An 18,728-nucleotide genomic window follows, 5' to 3' on the forward strand; every position below is an offset into this window, starting at 1 on the left:
GGGCACCTTCTACGAGAAGCCGTTCCGCAAAAGGCGCTTCAGGCGATGGGGAACAGAGGCCCACGACTCCAGGGCACTCCGGCATCGGAGAACAGCCGTTCGATCTCATCCTGGAATCCTGGATGAAAAGTCGTCTCACCGCTCGACTGCGAACGCAGGTAACGCGAGACCAGATCCAGGCACAGCTCCGTCGCTTCCATGTAGGTATCCAGCCACAGCACCTGCCCCTCGTCGGAAAGCTGATCCGGACGGACAACCGAGAGCTTGTGGCAGAAGGCATCGATGCTGGGAAGCCCGAGCTCCGCAGGCAGGCCGTAAGTTAGCCGCCACAGACCGGCGGAAAGGCAGCGATAGATGAGCTCCACGGCGAAGCTCCAGCGCTCTGGATCTGCTGCGCCAGCCACGCCGCCCACGAATGCATGCGGACTGTAGTCGTCCAGGGTCAGCAGGTAGACATACCATTCGATGTCTTCCATCACTGCTGCGGATGTCGCCTGGATCACACCTGCTCCGTTCTGTAGTCCATCGAAGTCGTTGGAGGCGAACACGCACGCCTGCAGACAGCCATTGAAGCAGGAACGGTAGAGCCACGCCATGCGTGGCTGAGTCGCCGGCAGTGCCAAGCAAGCTTGGCACCCAGCAGAACAGTAGAAGTGCCGACCAACGGTCGGCATCCACCATGGCGGTGGCAGGCGGCCCCGCAGGGCCGCCCGTCATGCCTCAGGCCTCGTAGGCAGACTCGCCGTGCGAGGTCACATCCAGGCCGGTGCGTTCGGCCTCTTCGGTCACGCGCAGACCGACCACGACCTTGACCACCAGCAGGATGACCGCGGTCACCACCGCCGACCACAGTACGGTCAAGCCGACACTGACCACCTGCACCCACACCTGATGGGCGATATCCAGATCGGCCTTGGTACCGCCCAGCGACTGTGCGCTGAACACGCCGGTGAGGATCGCGCCGACGATGCCGCCGACACCATGCACACCGAACACGTCGGCCGTGTCGTCCACTTTCAGTAGGCGCTTGAGGCCGGTCACGCCCCACACGCAGACCACGCCGGCGACAAAGCCGATCACGATCGCGCCAAGCGGCCCGACGGTGCCACAGGCCGGTGTGATGCCGACCAGCCCGGCCACCGCACCCGAGGCCGCACCCAGCGCCGACGGCTTGCCCTTGCCGATCGCCTCCACCAGGGTCCAACCAAGCACGGCAGCAGCGGTGGCCAGCACGGTGTTGAGGAAGGCCAGCGAGGCCACCGTATCGGCGGCGGCGGCGGAACCGGCATTGAAGCCGAACCAGCCCACCCACAGCAGCATGGCGCCGATGTAGGTAAACGGTACGTTGTGCGGCTTCAGCGCGGTCTGGCCGTAGCCCAGGCGCTTGCCGACGAACCACGCACCGACCAGGCCGGCCACGCCCGCATTGATGTGCACCACGGTGCCACCGGCGAAGTCGATCGCGCCCAGCTCACCCAGGTAGCCGCCGCCCCAGACGATGTGTGCCATCGGGATGTAGCTGAGGGTGAACCACAGTGCCGAGAACAGCAGTACAGCACGGAACTTGATGCGCTCGGCGAAGGCACCGACGATCAGCGCGGTGGTGATGCCGGCGAAGGTCGACTGGAAGGCGACGAACAGGTAATCCGGCAGGCCCTTGATCGGCGTGTTGCCCACCGACTCGGGGGTGAAGCCCTTGAGGAAGGCGAACTCGGTGAACGAACCGAAGAACGGATTGCCCGCACTGAACACCGCGCTGTAGCCGTAGGCCACCCACAGCAGCAGCACCAGCGAGAACACCACCAGGATCTGGCTGAGCACCGAGAGCACATTCTTCGAACGCACCAGCCCGCCGTAGAACAGGGCCAGGCCCGGCACCACCATCAGCAGCACCAGCAACGTGGAGGTAAGCATCCAGGCCACGTCGCCATGATCATAGGCGGCGGCCGCTTCGGCCACGGCCGGCGCAGCGGCTGCAGCTGCAGGGTCCTGCAGCGGTTCAACGGCCACGCTTTCGCTCGGCAGCGGCGACACCTGGGCCTGGGCGTGGGCGCTGCCCGGCCAGGCAGCGGCGGCCAGCGCGCTGAGCAGCATCAGCAGGCACACCAGGTGGAACCGGGCTTGCCACCCGGTGAGAAGGCGCATCTTCATGGGGGGAATCTCCGGAAGGGGGTTACAGCGCGTCGGCACCGATTTCGCCGGTGCGGATGCGGATGACCTGTTCAACGGCGGTGACGAAGATCTTGCCGTCACCGATCTTGCCGGTGCCTGCCGACGACTGGATCGCTTCGATCACCGCGTCGGCACGCTCGTCGGTGACCACCGTTTCGATCTTGATCTTGGGCAGGAAATCGACGACGTACTCGGCGCCGCGATACAGCTCGGTGTGGCCCTTCTGGCGACCGAAACCTTTCACTTCGGTCACGGTGATGCCCGACACGCCTGCATCGGACAGGGCCTCGCGGACCTCGTCGAGCTTGAACGGTCGGATGATGGCGGAGATCAGTTTCATGCGCATGTCCCGAGGGTGGATGGGGCCAGCGCGCCAGCGCGCGTTGGCATCAGGCAACCACGGGTCATCAGGGTGATGACCGTGGCTGTTGCACCGGACACGTACAGGGCCGGGACGGCCGTGCCTCTCTCCTTGCACGACCGACGCGGGAGGGAGGGCAGCCCTGGTCGCGTATCCGGTCTCTCTTGCCCCTGTTTCAGCGGACCGGCAGTCCGCTGTACTGCAGCGGGCCAGCGACCCGCTCTACAACGGCGGGCCTGCGCCCGCCTTGCGGCTCCCCAGCCGCGAGAACGGAGGCGATGGCGGCGGGTGGGAGGGGGAACCCACCGCCATCGCGCCCGGTCAGCTGGCGTAGTACAGCTGGTATTCCAGCGGGTGGGTGGCCGCGCGGAACTTGGTCACTTCCTGCATCTTCAGCGCGATGTAGCCGTCGATGAAGTCATCGCTCATCACGCCGCCGGCCTTCAGGAACTCGCGATCCTTGTCCAGTGCTTCCAGCGCCTGGTCCAGCGAGGAGCAGACCTGCGGGATCAGCTTCTCTTCTTCCGGCGGCAGGTCGTACAGGTCCTTGTCGCTCGGTGCACCCGGGTCGATCTGGTTCTTGATGCCGTCCAGACCGGCCATCATCAGCGCGGTGAAGGTCAGGTAGCCGGACTGGATCGGATCCGGGAAGCGCATTTCGATGCGGCGCGCCTTCGGGTTGGAGACCCACGGAATGCGGCACGACGCCGAACGGTTGCGGGCCGAATAGGCCAGCATCACCGGCGCCTCGAAGCCCGGCACCAGGCGCTTGTAGCTGTTGGTGCCCGAGTTGGCGAAGGCATTGATGGCCTTGGCGTGCTTGAAGATGCCGCCGATGTACCACAGCGCCAGCTGGCTCAGGCCACCGTAGCCGTCACCGGAGAACAGGTTGGTGCCGCCCTTGGACAGCGACTGGTGCACATGCATGCCGCTGCCGTTGTCGCCGACGATCGGCTTGGGCATGAAGGTAACGGTCTTGCCGTTGCGGTGCGCGACGTTCTTGATGACGTACTTCATGCGCAGCAGCTCGTCGGCCTTCTGCACCAGGGTGCTGAACTTGGTGCCGATCTCGCACTGGCCGGCGGTGGCCACTTCGTGGTGCTGCACTTCCACTTCGATGCCAACCTGTTCCAGGGTCTTGCACATTTCCGCGCGCAGGTCATGCAGGGTGTCGGTCGGCGGGACGGGGAAGTAGCCGCCCTTCACGCCCGGACGGTAGCCGCTGTTGGCGCCGTCATACTTGGCGCCGCTGTTCCACGCCGCTTCTTCCGAGTCGACCTTGAAGAAGGTGTTGCCCATTTCGTTGGCGAAACGGACCGAGTCGAAGATGAAGAACTCCGGCTCCGGGCCGAAAAACGCGGTTTCGGCGATGCCGGAGGACTTCAGGTAGGCCTCGGCACGCTTGGCGATGCCGCGCGGGCAGCGGCCATAGGCCTGCATGGTGGCCGGATCGAGGATGTCGCAGCTGATCACGATGGTCGGATCGGCGTAGAACGGATCGACGTACGCGCTGGACGGGTCCGGCAGCAGCACCATGTCCGATTCGTTGATGCCCTTCCAGCCGGCGATCGAGCTGCCGTCGAACATCTTGCCTTCTTCGAACAGCGACGGTTCGACGATGCTGACCGGGAAGGTGACGTGCTGCTCGACGCCACGCATGTCCACGAAACGCAGATCGACGAACTCGATCTGGTTGTCCTTGATCAGCTTCTCAACGTTTTCCACGGACATCGGTACGACCTCGGATGGGGATGAATGCCTGCTGAGGTACAGCAATGACCGTGCCAACTTTTTGATTCCCGCAAGTTGTTGATTTCAATATGGCTGCTCCGCGCCGGTGCAGAACGGTGCGCACCAAACCGGTGCACCCGCCATCAGACGCACCCGTTTGGTGCAGCAGGGATCGTCTATCCTCTCGACCTCCTTCCTTCCGCCGCCCGTGCCCGCACCGTCCATGTCCGACCTGCTCTCCGCCCTGCTGCTGGGCATCCTCGAAGGCTTGACCGAATTCCTGCCGATCTCCAGCACCGGCCACCTGCTCATCGCCCAGCACTGGCTGGGTGCCCGCTCGGACTTCTTCAACATCGTCATCCAGGCTGGCGCGATCGTGGCCGTGGTGCTGGTGTTCCGCCAGCGCCTGCTGCAGCTGGCCACCGGCTTGAACCAACGCGAGAACCGTGAGTACGTGTTCAAGCTGGGCGCCGCCTTCCTGGTCACCGCCGTGGTCGGCCTGGTGGTGCGCAAGGCCGGCTGGTCGCTGCCGGAGACGGTCAGCCCCGTGGCCTGGGCACTGATCATCGGTGGCGTCTGGATGCTGCTGGTGGAGGCCTACACCGCGCGCCTGCCCGACCGCGACCAGGTGACCTGGACCGTGGCGATCGGCGTCGGCCTGGCGCAGGTGGTGGCGGGCGTGTTCCCCGGTACCTCGCGCTCGGCCTCGGCGATCTTCCTGGCCATGCTGCTGGGCCTGAGCCGCCGCGCCGCTGCCGCCGAGTTCGTGTTCCTGGTCGGCATTCCCACCATGTTCGCCGCCAGCGCCTACACCTTCCTGGAACTGGCCAGGGACGGGCAGCTGGGCAGCGAGAACTGGACCGAGGTGGGCGTGGCCTTCCTTGCCGCGGCCATCACCGGCTTCGTCGTAGTGAAGTGGCTGATGGGCTACATCAAGTCGCACCGGTTCACGGCCTTCGCCCTCTACCGCATCGCGCTGGGCGCGGCGCTGCTGCTGTGGTTGCCCTCCGGCAGCTGAACAGCACTGGGGCACGGTAACCCCATGGCCGGCCCCACCCCGTTTCCCCCACGGTTCCCCAAGGAGAATCACCATGAACCGCAAGCTCACCCTGCTCCTCCCGCTGGCCCTGATGGCCGCCTGCAGCCAGACCCCGGCCCCGGCCGGCAATGGCGGCGACGACGTGGCCCCGGCCGCGACCAAGGCAGCGGACCAGCAGACGCTGGCGCACCTGGATGCGCAGCGCCTGCAGAGCCAGCACTGGCTGCTGCAGCAGGCCACCGGCGCCGACGGCAAGCGCATCGACGCGCTGTTCGCCCGCGAAGACAAGCCGGTCACCCTGGACTTCGCTGATGGCCGCCTGTCGGTCAGCAACACCTGCAACCGCATGGGCGGCGGCTACACCCTGGCCGACGGCAAGCTGACGGTCAGTGCGATGGCCTCGACCATGATGGCCTGCACCGACAAGGCGCTGATGGCGCTGGACGAAGCCGTGTCGAGCCGCCTGCAGGGCGAACTGAAGGCCGAGCAGGATGCCGATGGCAAGCTGACCCTGACCAACGCCAAGGGCGACGTGCTGGTGTTCAACCCGGAACCGACCGCTGAAACCCGCTACGGCGGCGCCGGCGAAACCGTGTTCCTGGAAGTGGCCGCGAAGACCGAGAAGTGCTCGCACCCGCTGATTCCGGACTACCAGTGCCTGCAGGTGCGCGAAGTGAAGTTCGACGACAAGGGCCTGAAGCAGGGTGAGCCGGGCAAGTTCGAGAACTTCTACGGCAACATCGAGGGCTACACCCACGAAGACGGCGTGCGCAACGTAGTGCGCGTGAAGCGCTACGAAGTGAAGAACCCACCGGCCGATGCGCCGTCGCAGGCCTACGTGCTGGACATGGTGGTCGAGTCGGCCATCGAGAAGTGATGTAGAGCCGACTGTTAGTCGGCTGGCTCTTGAAGGGCGGCCGCGAGGTCGCCCTTCTTCGTGGTGGGTAGAGCCGGCCGCTGGCCGGCTGCCTTGCGGAGCACCGCCAACACGCGGATGTTGCCGGCCAACGGCCGGCACTACCCGCATGCATCAGGGAGATCGGCATGAAGCACGTCCCCGCCCTCATCATTGCCGCGCTGCTGGCCATGTCTACGGATGTGGCCGCTGCCAGCACGCCCACCACCGGGCAGCTCGAGGCACATCCGTGGCAACTCGCGCGCGCCACCGACGCGCAGGGCCGGCGCATTGATGCGTTGTTCGTGCGCGGTCGACCGCCCTACACGCTGCGCTTCCAACCCGGCTACATGAGCGAGTTGAACCTGTGCAACCAGTCAAGCAGCACCTATCACCTGCAAGGTGACCGGCTGCTTCTTGAGGGCGGCATCATCACCACAGCCGCTTGCATGCGGGCCGAGGTGGCCGAACAGGAACGTGTCGCCGGCACGCTGGTGAATGCACGCGCAGAGATGACGCTTGCGCTGGATGAGCGTGGCCGCCTGCTGCTGCGCAATGCGCATGGCGATGTGCTGGTGTTCGCGCCGGTAGCCGGTACGGACGAATGAAAAGGGCGGCCGCAGGGTCGCCCGTCTTCGCCAGCGGTAGAGCCGGCCGCTGGCCGGCTGCCACGGGCGAATGCAGCAACACACGGACGTGGCCGGCCAGCGGCCGGCACGACCCGTTATGCAGCCTCAGCCCAGCGCCGGATTCAACGTGTAGGTGCCGTGCAGTGCCGCTTCGGCCAGCACGTGGCCGTGCATGGCCCGGTACGCGTCGACGGCGGTGAAGCGTGCCGGCAGCTGCAGCGATGCCACGTCCAGCGCGAACACGCGGAAGAAGTAGCGGTGCACGCGCTCGTCATTGAACGGCGGATAGGGGCCGTCGTAGCCCAGGTAGTCACCGGCCATGTCCGGGTTGCCGGCGAACCAGCCGGTGAAGTCGTTCAGGCCCTGGCGGCTGCCGGCCGGCCCGGCCGGCGTGGTCTTGCCCTTCACCACGAAGCCGTCGCTGCAGCTGCCTGCGGCAATCTCGCGCACCGAAGCCGGAATATCGGCCATCACCCAGTGCACGAAATCACAGCGGGGCTGGTCGCGTGGCACGCTCATGTCGGTGCGGCCGACCGTCTCCGGCACGGTCGGCACGTCCGGATCGACGCATACCAGCAGGAACGAACGGGTGCCATCCGGCACATCGCTCCAGGCCAGGTGCGGATTGCGGTCCGGTGCGAAGCCCGCGGCATCGCCTGCGGCGAATTCGCGGTCGATCGGTGCACCGTTGGTCAGGCTGTGGCTGCTCAGTTGCATCGGCGTGTCCTCACTCTTCCGGGTAACCCAGGCGCACCGCGATCGGGGTGAGCTTGGCGAAGGCGGCGCTCATCACGTCGCGGTAGTTGCGCCAGTGGCCCGGCGGGAAACGCGGCGCGCCCAGCTGCGCGGCCGGCGGCATCGGCCGCTCGAACAGTCGGCCCAGCAGTTCGGCCATCGCCTGCGGATCGTTGCCGATCTGGTCGATGCGCAGCAACACCTGCGGGTACAGATCGTCCTCGTGCAGGGCGGCGACCTGGGCCAGCGCGCGCGCCAGCCATTCGCTGGCTTCGGCCAGCGAGGTCATCGCCAGCGGCGCGGCCGCACCGTAGGCCACCCAGTCCAGCAGCATGTCGCGCGGATCGCGCAGCACCACCAGCAGGCGGCCCTGCGGCAACTGCGGGCGCAGCGCCCACAGCAGCGCGTTGTCCCACCACAGCAGCCAGTCGATGATCGCGTCGTCCTGCACGCCGCGCGACGGCAGCTGTTCGCGCCAGCGCTGCACCAGCCGCTCCGGCGTCAGCACGCCCGAAGCGAGGTCCTGCAGCGTGTGGTAGTTCTGGAACGCGTCGTCGGGTGCGTTGGAGGTATAGCGGTCGCTGCGCAGTACCGGGCTGGCCGCAGCCAGGCCGGTCGCCACGCGCTCCACGCCCGACCCCGGCGCACCCCACAGGAAGATCGGTGCGGAAGTGGCATCACCGTCGATCTCGCCCTTGTCCGGCCAGCTCGGCGGTGCCTTGGCCTGCGGCGGCAGCGGCAGGCGCTGCGGGGCCTGGTCGGCCTGCAGGGCAAGCCAGGTCTGCAGCGCGTCTTCGTGCTGCCCGGCGCGATCCTGGATCTCGCCCAGCCAGGTGCGCAGGTCGGCACGGTGGCCTTCCGGCGCCATGCCGATCAGCGCCTGCACGCGGGCGACGGCAGCGGCCGGATCGCGCTGGAGCAGGCCTTCGACCAGGCGGGTTTCGCCACTGACACGGCCCGGTTCGAGGCTGACGATACGCTCGGCGATCGCTTCGGCCTGCGCGTGTTCGCCCACCATGTCGTGCAGCCGCAGGCGCGCTTCCAGCGCCGGCAGGTGGCCCGGCATCGCGTCCATCCAGCGCTCGACCGTGGCGGCGGCGGTGGCACTGCCGACCTCCTCCACCGCCAGGCGTGCCAGCCACAGGTCGTGCAGCTGCGGGTGCTGCTCCAAGGCGGCATCCAGGCGTGCGCGGGCCTCGTCTTCGCGACCCAGGCGCTGCCAGGACATCAGCAGCAGCTGCAGCACGTCGCGGTCATCAGGCAGCGATTCCAGCAACGGCAGCAGGTGTTCCAGCGCCTGCAGCGGCTGGCCGCTGCGCAGTGCCAGTTCACCAGCCAGGCGGCGCATCGAAGGCGTATCCAGGCCTTCCTGCTGCAGCGCGATCTGCATCGCTTCTGCCGCAGCTTCCAGGTTGCCCTGGCGCATGGCCAGCTGCACCACCAGGCCATGCAACGAGGCGATGGTCGGGTTCAGTTCCAGCACGCGGCGGAACGCCTGCTCGGCGAAGGCCAGCATGTTCTTGCCCAGGTAGGCGAAGCCCAGTGCGTAAAGCACGCGGATGTCGTTGGGCAGGGCCTGGTTGGCGGCCGACAGCAGCGTCAGCGCGCGATCGGCATCATCGCGGCGCAGCGCGATCATGCCATCGATGGTCAGCAGCTCCGGGTGGTCCGGCTCGACACGCGAGGCCAGCGTGGACAGGCGCTGCGCTTCATCGAAATCGTTGCGACCGATCGCCAGGTGGGCCTGCATCAGGTACGCGGCGAATGCGTTCGGGTCCAGCCCGGTGGTGCGCGTCAGTGCTTCGCCGGCGCCGTCGAACTGGCGCAGGGCCAGCAGCAGGCCGGCGTGCTGCAGGTGCAGCTGGGCGTTGTCCGGGGCCAGCTGCAGCGCCTGCTGCAGGGCTTCCATCGCGTCCTCGGCCTTGCCCTGCTGCTGCAGCGCAAGCGCCAGCCAGCGGTGGGCCTCGGCCTGGCCGGGTTCATCACGGGTCCACGCCTGGGCCAGCTGCACGGCCTGGTCGGCCTCGTTCTGGCGCAACGCTTGGATGATCTGGTCTTGCATGGCGGTCCGGTTCAAGGGCAAACCCGCATTGTAGCGGCCTGCGCGCCCGTGCCGGTTCAGCCTTGCAGCACGCGCTGCAGGCGCTGCGCCACCCAGCGCTCGGAGAAGCCGTCACCGCGCCAGTTTTCCAGGAAGCCACAGTGTCCGCCCCAGCTGGCGGTTTCCAGATGCGCCTGGTGCGGCAGCTGCCAGTCGCTGAAGGTCGCGTAGGGGATCACCGGGTCGTCCTGCGCCATCAGGATGTCGGCAGGCACCTGCAACGTGGACAGCCGATCGCCGGCAATCGAGTAGCCATCGAAATAGGCCTGCAACGAACCGAAACTGGTGTGGCGCTCGACCAGCCAGGCAGTCAGCGCGCGGATGTCCAGTTTCAGTACGCGGTCGTCGCAGTCGCTCAGTTCGGGGAACAGGTCGCGCTTGCGCCGCAGCGAACCGGCCCACTTGCGGCGGAAGTACCAGTCGTACATCGCCGGGCCGTTCTCGATGCTCTCCATGGTCAGCGCCGGATCCAGCACCGGGCATACCGAGGCCACGCGCAGCAGCGGCACGCCGGCCGCTGGCGCGCGCTGGGCCAGGCGCAGCACGAAATTGCCGCCCAGCGAGTAACCGGCGGCCACCAGCGGCAACTGCGGCCAGCGCTGGGCGATATCGCCCGCGGCATGCACCACTTCGTCGATCAGGTTGGAGTGGAAGATGCCGGGGTTGAGATGATGGGTATTGCCGTGGTCGCGGAAATTCAGCCGCACCACGTCAAAGCCCTGTTCGAGCATGCGCGCGGCCGCCATGCGCATGTAGCTGGATTCGGCGCTGCCTTCCCAGCCGTGCAGCAGCAGGGCCATGCCCTTGGGTTCGCGGCCTTCGATGTGGCTGTGCCAGCCCTGCAGGCGCACGCCATCACCGCCGTCGAGGATCAGTTCTTCGCTGATCGCGCCGGTCGCGGCCAGCAGCAGCAGGCCGCGCTGCAGGCGCATGCGGCTGGAGCTGAGCATCGACTGCAGATGCGGATTGCGCAGCCAGCGCGGCGGCTGGTAGTCAGCCGCGTGCAGCGTCGGCGTGCCGGCGTCCAGGACGGGTGGCGGGATCAGGGCCACCGCACCCTCACTCGGAGCTCATGGCCGCCACGATGCGCGCGCGCGACGTCTCCGCGATGCGCCGACGGCCTTCCAGGTCCTGCGCACCGATCGGTGCCAGGAAGTGCACTTCTGCACGCCGCGCCGGCTCACCGAGCAGGCGCAGGAAATTGGCGAAGAAACTCTCGCCGGGGCCGAACGCGACAATGGTCTGCGCATCGCCCTTGAGCCCGTACACCAGTGCCACCGGCTGCACCGGCACGCCGGTTTCAACCGCGGCCTGGAAGATGCGGGCATGGAACGGGCCTACTTCGTGGCCGCCGCGGGTGCGCCCTTCCGGGAACACGCCCACCGCCTTGCCTTCGCGCAGGCGATCGGCCATCACCTGCATCACGCCACCGAGCGATTCGGTGTTGCCGCGCTGGTGGAAGATGGTCTGGCCACGCGCGGCCAGCCAACCGACCAACGGCCAGCTGGCGATCTCGCGCTTGGCGACGAAGCCCATCATGCGCTGGCTGTGCAGGATGCAGATGTCGACCCAGCTGACGTGGTTGGCGACGAACAGCACGGCGCCGGGCAACGGCGTACCGATCTGCACCAGGCGGAAGCCGAAGATCCACATCAGCCCGCCCTGCCACCAGTTGACCACTTTGGCCCCCAGGGTCGCCTCGCCCACGCGCAGTTCGCCCCACGGCCGAAGCATGCCGATCAGGATGAGCGGCAGGAACACAACGATGTGGACCAACAGCAGCGGTACGCGGTACAGGTAACGGCACACACGCGCCACGCCGCCGCGGGGGGCCGGAGTGGGGGAAGTCATCCGCGCACGATACCGGAGGGCCGTCATCGCTGCCAGCCGATTTAGGCCATAACACCCATCGACCGGGGCAATCGGCGGGGAACGCTGGGTTCCGCTGCCGTCACCGGCCGTCCGGGGCTCAGCCGTGGCCGGCCGCCACCACCGCCAGGGTCAGCCGCGAGATGCACACCAGGCGGCCCTGCTCGTCCTCGATGCGGATCTCCCACAGCTGGGTGCTGCGGCCGACGTGCAGTGCACGTGCGGTGCCGGTCACGGTGCCCGAGCGAACGGCGCGTACATGGTTGGCGTTGATCTCCAGCCCTACGCAGATCTGTTTGGCCGTATCCACGCACAGGTTGCCGGCGCTGCTGCCCAGGGTCTCGGCCAGCACCACCGACGCGCCGCCATGCAGGATGCCGTAGGGCTGGCGGGTGCGCTCGTCCACCGGCATGGTGGCCTGCAGCCAATCGTCGCCGGCCCCGCTGAAGACGATGCCCAGCGACTCGATCGCGGTGTTGCGGCTGAGCGTGTTGAGCTGCTCGAGGGAAACGACTTCGCGGAACACCAGGGTCATGCGGGCACCTTCAGAGGATGGGAACGAGGCCGGCGCCGAATGCAGTGAGCATGCGGACCAGCAGCCATTTCGGGCCGACATTGACCTCGGGGAAATCGCCCACGGCGACATAGCAGCGGTGGAAGTCCGGGTCCTGCCGGGGCAGCGGCCGCGGACAGTCCGGGCCGGGCTTGAACTCGTAGTCGGTGGCATAGCGCCACGGCCAGAAGTCGAGGATCGGCAGTGCCTCGGAGGCCTTGCCGACGCTGTAGTTGAGCCCGGACAGCACCGGCGGCTTGGCCCGCGGCGCCACCGTCCACGAGTTCTGCGGGTGGATATCGCGCAGGATGCTCTCGGCCAGCTGCTCGGCGAAGGCCGGGTCATCGATGATCACCGCACCTTCGGTGTTGTAGTTCTCGCTGCGCGGATCGAAGTTGTGGGTGCCGACCACGCCGATGCGGCGGTCGACCACCAGCGACTTGGCATGCAGGCCCATGCGCGCGCCCTTGCGGGTGACCGGCAACGGCTTGTTGACCGCCTTGCTGCCCAGGAAGGAGGGCCGGGTCTCGGTGCGCAGCAGGCGGGTCTCGACCTCGCTGCCGGCCGCGCGGCGGCGCTCGCGCGCGTTCTGGTAGGCACTGCCAGTGCGCGGGTTCACCGCCAGCTGCTTGCCGGTGGGTGCCGGATGCTCATCGCGATCGCGGCTGTCGCCGGCATTGCTGCCCGCGGCGCTGCCGCCGATCAGCGGATTGCGCCCGCCGTCGTCGTCACCCCCGGGCGCGGCGATCGGATCAGGCAGCAGGTTGCGGTAGTCGACCGGTGCATCCAGCGGGAACGGCTTGTACTCGAAGATGTTGAAGCCCAGTTCGCGCATGTTGCGCCGCTTGTACTTGTACGACAGCGCATACACGATCGGGTTGTCGGTGGCGGCCAGGCTGTTGCTGGACACCACCACCCGCGGCGGCTGCGGGCGCTTGCGCAGCTCGCGGAACAGCTTCTGCGCCGGCTTGGACAACACCAGGTATGGCGTCTGCAGGATCACTTCCTCCTGCGCGCCGGCGATCAGCGCATCCAGCTGCGGCTCGGTCACGTGCTGGCCCGCCAGCGGCGCATCGGCCTTCTCGCGCCGGTGCTTGCGTGGCAGGTCGGCGACATAGCGCACCGAGGCCACCGGCAAGGCGGTATCGACGAAGGAACGGCTGACGAAGTCCATGTCATTGGCTTCGGCACTGACCCGCTGCACCCGCTCGGGGCGGCGGAAGCTGGCCGGCGGCAGGGTCGGCACGCCCTCGCGCAGCAGGGTGCGGCCGACATCGTTCAGGCGCTCGGCCGGCACGCTGCGCCTGGCATGCCAGAAGGCATCGAAGTTGGCGGCCATCGCCCGCGCCTCCGGGCCGGCGATCAGCACGTCGCGGTCGCGGAAGTTGTACTCGCGGTCCCAGTCGTAATAGTCGTCCTGGTAGTTGCGGCCGCCGACCACGCCGATCGCATCGTCGATCACCAGCAGCTTGTTGTGCATGCGCTGGTTGAAGCGGCGGAAGCAGCACAGCACGCTGCCGGCATAGTCGAAGTAGTTCAGCCGGGCCTTGCCGAAGGTCGGGTTGTAGACCCGCAGCTGGAAGTTCTGGTGCGCGCCGGACAGCGCGCCGAGGATCTGCAGGTCGGAGATCGCCGAGAGCTGGTCGATCAGCACGCGCACCTTCACCCCGCGCCGCGATGCAGCCAGCAGCTCGTCGATGACCAGCCGGGCGCTGTCGTCCTTGTCGAAGATGTAGGTCTGCAGGTCGATGCTGCGGGTAGCGCTGCGCAGCAGGTTCAGGCGCGCCACCAGCGCACCTTCGCCCTCGTCGAGCAGGGTGGCGTAGTGGCGCGGCTGTTCGGGGGTGGATTCGGTGAACGCCCGGCCGGCCAGCGCTCGCAGCGGTGAGTCCTGCGCGCAGCGGTCGGCGCGCTGGCAGCCGACCACGGTCGAGCGCGCCTGCACGGCGATCGCCTCGGCACGATCGCGCTGGGCATGCGAAAGCGATGCACAACCGCTGCCCAGCAACACCGTTGCCAGCGCCAGTAAACGCAGCAGGAGGTTCACGGTTTCGGCGCCTCGCTCAGGCGCGCACGTAATACGAAGGTCACTCGGTCACTCAGGGCTAGCTGCCAGCTGTCCATTCCATACCGGCCTCGCTGCACGGTACCGCGGCTGACGACATCGCAATCATAGCCGGGTCGGGCGCACTCCGCCTTCTCGACCCGCAGCGACTCGGGATGGCTGACGCCGCGCAGGGTCAGCCGGCCGTTGATGTCGCCACCCTGTTCCACCGTCTCCGGCCAGTATGGCAGCGAGTCGAACTCGACCACCGGATGGCGCCCTGCATCGAAGAACTCTTCGCCGCGCATCCAGCCGGTGTAGCGCGCCTTGCCAGGGATCTCCACCGAACGGGTGAACATCTTCAGGTGCACCTGGTGGCGCCCGTCGGACAGGATCTCGATGCGCCCCTCGAAGTGCGGGAATACGCCTTCGATGCGCTGGCCGAAACGGGTCCGCACCTCGAAACCGATCCGCGAGCGCTGGGTATCCAGGCGCATTACCCGCGGTGCTTCGGCGGACACCGGCGGCAACGGCGTTGGTGGGGGCACGGCGGCCCAGGCCGGGCCAAGCGCCAGCAACGCGGGCAGCAGGAAGCGGCTGCGCCGCGCCTGGCTCATCGGATCACGGCCACCAGAACGCGTTCAGGCTGGCCACGCCCGGCTCGATCGAGACCTCGCGCGGGAAGCCGAGGACGGCCACGCCGCCCGGCGGCATGCCGCGGTAGTCGCTGCTGGTGCCGTCGGTCATCAGGGCCACCAGCTGCTCCAGGCCCGGGTTGTGGCCCACGATCAGCACCCGGTCCAGGTCGCGACGCTCGTCCACCAGCGCCGCCAGGGTGCCCGGGGTGGCTTCGTAGATCCGGTCTTCCAGGCGCTTCTCGACATAGCCGATGGCCGTCATCACCGCTTCCAGGGTCTCACGGGTACGTCGCGACGGCGAGCACAGCACGCAGTCCGGCAGCAGCTTGTTTTCCTTCAACCACTTGCCGGCGGCTTCAGCTTCGGCCAGCCCTACCGGCGACAGCGGCCGGTCGAGGTCGGCCTGGCCGGAAACGGCGGGTTCGGCATGGGCATGGCGCAGCAGGATCAGTTCACGCATCGCGGGTTTCCATGGAGAAGAGGATGCAGCAGGAGAAGTGAGGCAGGCATCAAAGCTTGAGCCAGGACAGCAGCGGCTCCCAGTCGGCCTGGTGTTCGCGCACCTGGGCGGAGCGATAGTCGAACAGGCTGCGGCCCAGGCCGGTCATGACCACGTAGCTCTGGCTGTCACGCAGCTGCGCGACCACCGGGTACGGCCATTCGGCCAGCATCTGCAATGCCTGCTGCGAGGTCTGGGTCCAGGGTTTGGTGCGGTTGAGGACCAGCCCTACCGGCAGCTTGCGGCTGTGCACGCGCGGGTTCTGGGCCAGGCTGTTGAGGAAGCCGACGATGGCTTCGATATCCAGCGCCGAGGGCAGCACCGGCACCACCACGGCGTCGGCCGCGTCCAGGAAATGGGGGATATCGTCGGCCAGCGCGCCGGCGGGTGCATCGATGATGACGGTATCGGTACCGTCGGGCAGCTTCTGCGCCCACTGCTTCTTCCGATACACATCGATGGGCAGCACCGCGCTTTCCAGCCCGGCACGCCGTTGTGCCCAGCGGGTGCTGGAGCCCTGCGGGTCGGCATCGGCGATCACCGTGGCCTTGCCCTGCAATGCCGCGTACGCGGCCAGGTGGGTGGCGACGGTGGTCTTGCCCACCCCGCCCTTGGAACCGGCCACCAGGATCGTCTTCATGCCAGCCTCGCTTCCGGGTACGTGCCCCGAGCGTACACCGGCGGTGGTGACGGGAGGTAGCGCCGTGCTGAACCCGTGGCCATCGCCTTTGCTATCGTGGCGCCCCCGAAGGATCGAACCGGCATGAGCGAACTGCAGGACCTGAGCGCACTGATCCGCGCCAATACCCCCCTGATCGTGATCGAAACCCAGGACGAGGGGCGCATCGTTGAACTGTTCCGGCAGACGCTGATGCACGTGTGGCGGGCCCTGCACCGCTGGTCCATCACCGAGGGCCTGCGCCGCATCGACCTGGACCGCGAGGATCCGCCGGTCGGCCCGCCCGATGCCAGCGCCGCGCTGCAGATGATCCGCCAGGCTGATCAGCGCGGTGTCTACCTGCTGCTCGATTTCCACCCCTACCTGGGCTATGCCAGCCACCAGCGCGCACTGCGCGACCTGATCCAGCGCCGCCACAGCGAGCCGCACGTGCTGGTGCTGATCGGCGCCAAGGTCGAGCTGCCGGCCGAGCTGGAAGCACTGGCGGTGCGCTTCAACCCGCGCCTGCCCGATGCCAACGCCCTGCTGAAGATGCTGCGCGAGGAGGCCGACGCCTACGCACGCGAGCACGGCGGCCGCCGTGTCGAGGTCGACAGCGAGGCGGTGAAGAAGATCCTGAAGAACCTGCAGGGCCTGAGCCTGGTCGATGCCCGCCGCATTGCCCGCCAGCTGATCTACGCCGATGGCGCGCTGCGCGACGACGACCTGCCGCAGCTGGCACGGCTGAAGTTCGAGCTGCTCAACCGCAGCGGCCACCTGTTCTTCGAGCACGACAGCGCACGCTTCGGCGACGTGGCCGGCGCCAACCGGCTCAAGCGCTGGATCAGCCAGCGCCGGGTGGCCTTCATCGCCGGCTCGGCACCGGCCGGCCTGGACCCGCCGCGCGGCATGCTGCTGCTGGGCGTGCAGGGCTGCGGCAAATCGATGCTGGCCAAGGCCACCGCCGCCGGCTTCGGTGTACCGCTGCTGCGCCTGGACGTGGGTGCGCTGTACAACAAGTACCACGGCGAGACCGAGGCCAACCTGCGCCAGGCGCTGGCCTCGGCCGAGCAGCTGGCGCCCTGCGTGTTGTGGATGGATGAGATCGAGAAAGGCCTGGCCAGTGGTGGCGAGGACGGTGGCGTATCGCGCCGCGTGCTCGGCTACCTGCTGACCTGGATGGCCGAGCGCAAGGCGCCGGTCTTCATCGTCGCCACCGCCAACCAGGTGCACGAACTGCCGGCCGAACTGCTGCGCAAGGGGCGTTTCGACGAGATCTTCTTCGTCGACCTGCCCACCCCCGAAGTGCGCGTGGAACTGCTGCGGCTGCACCTCGGGCGACGCCAGCTCAATGGCGACGACTTCGCGCTGCCGGCGCTGGCGGCCGCGGCGAATGGTTTCTCCGGCGCGGAGATCGAGCAGGCGATCGTGGCCGGACTGTACGCAGCGCACGCCGAAGGCCGGCCGCTGGACACCGAGCTGCTGATGAATGAGATCCGCACGACGCGGCCGCTGTCGGTGCTGATGGCCGAGCAGGTAGAGGCACTGCGGGCATGGGCGTCGGGGCGGACGGTTTCCGCGGACGATTGAGGTTCCCGCGAACGGCGCAGCCCCTCGTGGCGGCTGGTTGGCTGTGAACATCAAAAGCCGCGCTTGGCTGGCTGCTTTTTGTCGAGCCGAGCCCACGCTCGGCTGCCTTTCGATCAGATATCGGATACTCGATTCCGATGCAGATTCATCCACGCATGGCGTGGATCTACCGTGTCGCCCAAGGTCGACACCTACCAACAGCAGCGTCGAACCGTCAGAGGTGGGGCGGTGTGGGTTGGCAGGACCGTTGGCGCCATGGGCCCGAGGCATACCTCGGGCGGGTTGGTCAGGACGCCCAACCCCGGTCTTGCCGTGTGCGCAGGACTGCGCACACGAGCAAGGCGCCATCGAGCCCCCATGGGTGAGGGCGCTTTGCTTGCGAAGCACTGCTTCGCAAGCGCCCGAACGCCCAGCCTCCAGCGGCTGGGCCGGGCCGCGGAGCGGGGTTTACGGCGTGTCCTGCCAACCCACACCACCCCGCCATCCCGCGGATTGCCCGCTGTTGCTGTTGCTTCGGCTGTTGCTTCTGCGGGTGCCGGGTGCAACCCGGCCGCCCCCTACCCTCAGGGCCAGGCCGGCGGCGCGGCCGCCCACGCCTGCTGCACTTCCGCCAGCGAGGCACGCTCGTCGTCTCGCCACAACGGCAACAACTGCGCATAGCGGCTGCTGTCGCTCCATTGCGTCGGCTCGGTACGCACTGCGGCGGCATACCACTGCACCGCCTCCTGCTTCCGCCCGGCCCGCCACAGCGCCAGCGCATAGGTCGGTGGCAACCAGCCCGGCTTGCTCAGCGAACCACCGGCAGCGGCCTGCCATTGCTCCAGGGCGGCTTCGGGCTGGCCCTGACGCAGCAGGTCCCAGCCGTAGTTCCAGCGCACGCCACGGCCCAGGCTGCCCTGCACCGGCGCATCCTTCAGCGCTTCGCGATACAGCTGTTCACCCAGTTCGGTACGGCCCTGGGCAATGGCCACCGACGCCAGCTGCACGGTGGCCTCCACGGTCCGCCGGCCGCGCTCGCGCTGCTTGAGCAGCTGCGCCACCAGCTCATCCCCGTCGGACTGGACCACGATCATGGGCACGGCGGCCGCATCGCTGTCGAAGTAGAACTCCTGTGGTGCCGGCACCGCCGGCGCGGCCCACACCGGGGCCGTTCCCGAGACCAGCAACATGCTGCCCAGGATCTTTCCTGCAACTGACATCCCTTCTCCCCAGGC

General features: G+C 67.8%; 18 protein-coding genes. 4 read left to right on the forward strand and 14 right to left on the reverse strand.

The window, feature by feature from the left end:
* Window positions 1-38: 38 nt before the first annotated feature.
* The 4 genes from ROV93_RS14610 to glnA form a co-directional block, all read right to left on the reverse strand.
* Window positions 39-596, reverse strand: a complete 558-nt coding sequence (locus ROV93_RS14610) for a hypothetical protein (protein ID WP_072167378.1) — start codon at window positions 594-596, stop codon at window positions 39-41.
* 124 nt (window positions 597-720) lie between these two features.
* Window positions 721-2,151, reverse strand: coding sequence for an ammonium transporter (gene amt, locus ROV93_RS14615; RefSeq protein WP_180890592.1), 1,431 nt, complete (start codon window positions 2,149-2,151; stop codon window positions 721-723).
* Between the two features lie 22 nt (window positions 2,152-2,173).
* Window positions 2,174-2,512 (reverse strand): P-II family nitrogen regulator, encoded by a 339-nt coding sequence (locus ROV93_RS14620; protein ID WP_004134334.1) that lies wholly within the window; start codon window positions 2,510-2,512, stop codon window positions 2,174-2,176.
* Between the two features lie 342 nt (window positions 2,513-2,854).
* Window positions 2,855-4,264 carry a type I glutamate--ammonia ligase gene (gene glnA, locus ROV93_RS14625; RefSeq protein WP_005420964.1) on the reverse strand — a complete coding sequence of 470 codons (1,410 nt, stop codon included), beginning with the start codon at window positions 4,262-4,264 and terminating at the stop codon, window positions 2,855-2,857.
* A 223-nt stretch (window positions 4,265-4,487) separates the two neighbouring features.
* Here glnA and ROV93_RS14630 point away from each other — a divergent pair, with 223 nt between their 5' ends.
* From ROV93_RS14630 to ROV93_RS14640, 3 genes are all read left to right on the forward strand, one after another.
* Window positions 4,488-5,282 carry an undecaprenyl-diphosphate phosphatase gene (locus ROV93_RS14630; protein ID WP_065195965.1) on the forward strand — a complete coding sequence of 265 codons (795 nt, stop codon included), beginning with the start codon at window positions 4,488-4,490 and terminating at the stop codon, window positions 5,280-5,282.
* Window positions 5,283-5,355: 73 nt separating this feature from the next.
* Window positions 5,356-6,180 (forward strand): META and DUF4377 domain-containing protein, encoded by an 825-nt coding sequence (locus ROV93_RS14635; RefSeq protein ID WP_005420968.1) that lies wholly within the window; start codon window positions 5,356-5,358, stop codon window positions 6,178-6,180.
* Between the two features lie 167 nt (window positions 6,181-6,347).
* Complete coding sequence (locus tag ROV93_RS14640) at window positions 6,348-6,806, forward strand: META domain-containing protein (RefSeq protein ID WP_072167381.1); 459 nt, start codon at window positions 6,348-6,350, stop codon at window positions 6,804-6,806.
* Window positions 6,807-6,932: 126 nt separating this feature from the next.
* Here ROV93_RS14640 and ROV93_RS14645 read toward each other — a convergent pair whose 3' ends face one another.
* From ROV93_RS14645 to ROV93_RS14685, 9 genes are all read right to left on the reverse strand, one after another.
* On the reverse strand, window positions 6,933-7,544 hold the full coding sequence (locus ROV93_RS14645; RefSeq protein WP_072167382.1) for a YbhB/YbcL family Raf kinase inhibitor-like protein: 612 nt from the start codon (window positions 7,542-7,544) through the stop codon (window positions 6,933-6,935).
* Between the two features lie 10 nt (window positions 7,545-7,554).
* Window positions 7,555-9,624, reverse strand: a complete 2,070-nt coding sequence (locus ROV93_RS14650) for a tetratricopeptide repeat protein (RefSeq protein ID WP_072167383.1) — start codon at window positions 9,622-9,624, stop codon at window positions 7,555-7,557.
* 56 nt (window positions 9,625-9,680) lie between these two features.
* Window positions 9,681-10,670, reverse strand: a complete 990-nt coding sequence (locus ROV93_RS14655; protein WP_061479400.1) for an alpha/beta fold hydrolase — start codon at window positions 10,668-10,670, stop codon at window positions 9,681-9,683.
* A gap of 52 nt (window positions 10,671-10,722) precedes the next feature.
* Window positions 10,723-11,514, reverse strand: coding sequence for a lysophospholipid acyltransferase family protein (locus tag ROV93_RS14660; protein WP_061479384.1), 792 nt, complete (start codon window positions 11,512-11,514; stop codon window positions 10,723-10,725).
* A gap of 118 nt (window positions 11,515-11,632) precedes the next feature.
* On the reverse strand, window positions 11,633-12,067 hold the full coding sequence (locus ROV93_RS14665) for a hotdog fold thioesterase (RefSeq protein WP_072167384.1): 435 nt from the start codon (window positions 12,065-12,067) through the stop codon (window positions 11,633-11,635).
* Between the two features lie 10 nt (window positions 12,068-12,077).
* Entirely contained in the window at window positions 12,078-14,132 is a 2,055-nt protein-coding gene (locus ROV93_RS14670; protein WP_180886261.1) for a phospholipase D family protein, read from the reverse strand.
* Entirely contained in the window at window positions 14,129-14,746 is a 618-nt protein-coding gene (locus ROV93_RS14675) for a YceI family protein (protein ID WP_065178694.1), read from the reverse strand. Before ROV93_RS14675 ends, ROV93_RS14670 begins: the two co-directional genes overlap by 4 nt.
* Window positions 14,747-14,750: 4 nt before the next feature.
* Complete coding sequence (locus ROV93_RS14680; RefSeq protein ID WP_061479387.1) at window positions 14,751-15,227, reverse strand: histidine phosphatase family protein; 477 nt, start codon at window positions 15,225-15,227, stop codon at window positions 14,751-14,753.
* A gap of 49 nt (window positions 15,228-15,276) precedes the next feature.
* Complete coding sequence (locus tag ROV93_RS14685; protein WP_005420986.1) at window positions 15,277-15,906, reverse strand: ParA family protein; 630 nt, start codon at window positions 15,904-15,906, stop codon at window positions 15,277-15,279.
* 123 nt (window positions 15,907-16,029) lie between these two features.
* On the opposite strand from ROV93_RS14685, the gene ROV93_RS14690 reads away from it, so the two are divergent.
* Window positions 16,030-17,514 (forward strand): AAA family ATPase, encoded by a 1,485-nt coding sequence (locus tag ROV93_RS14690; RefSeq protein ID WP_072167386.1) that lies wholly within the window; start codon window positions 16,030-16,032, stop codon window positions 17,512-17,514.
* 563 nt (window positions 17,515-18,077) lie between these two features.
* Here the strand turns inward: ROV93_RS14690 and ROV93_RS14695 are convergent.
* Window positions 18,078-18,713, reverse strand: a complete 636-nt coding sequence (locus tag ROV93_RS14695; RefSeq protein WP_061479389.1) for a tetratricopeptide repeat protein — start codon at window positions 18,711-18,713, stop codon at window positions 18,078-18,080.
* Window positions 18,714-18,728 lie beyond the last annotated feature (15 nt).

It is taken from the genome of Stenotrophomonas maltophilia group sp. msm4 (assembly GCF_032025605.1).
GTDB lineage: Bacteria > Pseudomonadota > Gammaproteobacteria > Xanthomonadales > Xanthomonadaceae > Stenotrophomonas > Stenotrophomonas sepilia.

Coding starts and splice junctions, on each gene's coding strand:
- ROV93_RS14610 (WP_072167378.1), bottom strand. CDS start 596: ATGGCGTGGCTCTACCGTTCCTGCTTCAATGGCTGTCTGCAGGCGTGC.
- amt (WP_180890592.1), bottom strand. CDS start 2,151: ATGAAGATGCGCCTTCTCACCGGGTGGCAAGCCCGGTTCCACCTGGTG.
- ROV93_RS14620 (WP_004134334.1), bottom strand. CDS start 2,512: ATGAAACTGATCTCCGCCATCATCCGACCGTTCAAGCTCGACGAGGTC.
- glnA (WP_005420964.1), bottom strand. CDS start 4,264: ATGTCCGTGGAAAACGTTGAGAAGCTGATCAAGGACAACCAGATCGAG.
- ROV93_RS14630 (WP_065195965.1), top strand. CDS start 4,488: ATGTCCGACCTGCTCTCCGCCCTGCTGCTGGGCATCCTCGAAGGCTTG.
- ROV93_RS14635 (WP_005420968.1), top strand. CDS start 5,356: ATGAACCGCAAGCTCACCCTGCTCCTCCCGCTGGCCCTGATGGCCGCC.
- ROV93_RS14640 (WP_072167381.1), top strand. CDS start 6,348: ATGAAGCACGTCCCCGCCCTCATCATTGCCGCGCTGCTGGCCATGTCT.
- ROV93_RS14645 (WP_072167382.1), bottom strand. CDS start 7,544: ATGCAACTGAGCAGCCACAGCCTGACCAACGGTGCACCGATCGACCGC.
- ROV93_RS14650 (WP_072167383.1), bottom strand. CDS start 9,624: ATGCAAGACCAGATCATCCAAGCGTTGCGCCAGAACGAGGCCGACCAG.
- ROV93_RS14660 (WP_061479384.1), bottom strand. CDS start 11,514: ATGACTTCCCCCACTCCGGCCCCCCGCGGCGGCGTGGCGCGTGTGTGC.
- ROV93_RS14665 (WP_072167384.1), bottom strand. CDS start 12,067: ATGACCCTGGTGTTCCGCGAAGTCGTTTCCCTCGAGCAGCTCAACACG.
- ROV93_RS14675 (WP_065178694.1), bottom strand. CDS start 14,746: ATGAGCCAGGCGCGGCGCAGCCGCTTCCTGCTGCCCGCGTTGCTGGCG.
- ROV93_RS14680 (WP_061479387.1), bottom strand. CDS start 15,227: ATGCGTGAACTGATCCTGCTGCGCCATGCCCATGCCGAACCCGCCGTT.
- ROV93_RS14685 (WP_005420986.1), bottom strand. CDS start 15,906: ATGAAGACGATCCTGGTGGCCGGTTCCAAGGGCGGGGTGGGCAAGACC.
- ROV93_RS14690 (WP_072167386.1), top strand. CDS start 16,030: ATGAGCGAACTGCAGGACCTGAGCGCACTGATCCGCGCCAATACCCCC.
- ROV93_RS14695 (WP_061479389.1), bottom strand. CDS start 18,713: ATGTCAGTTGCAGGAAAGATCCTGGGCAGCATGTTGCTGGTCTCGGGA.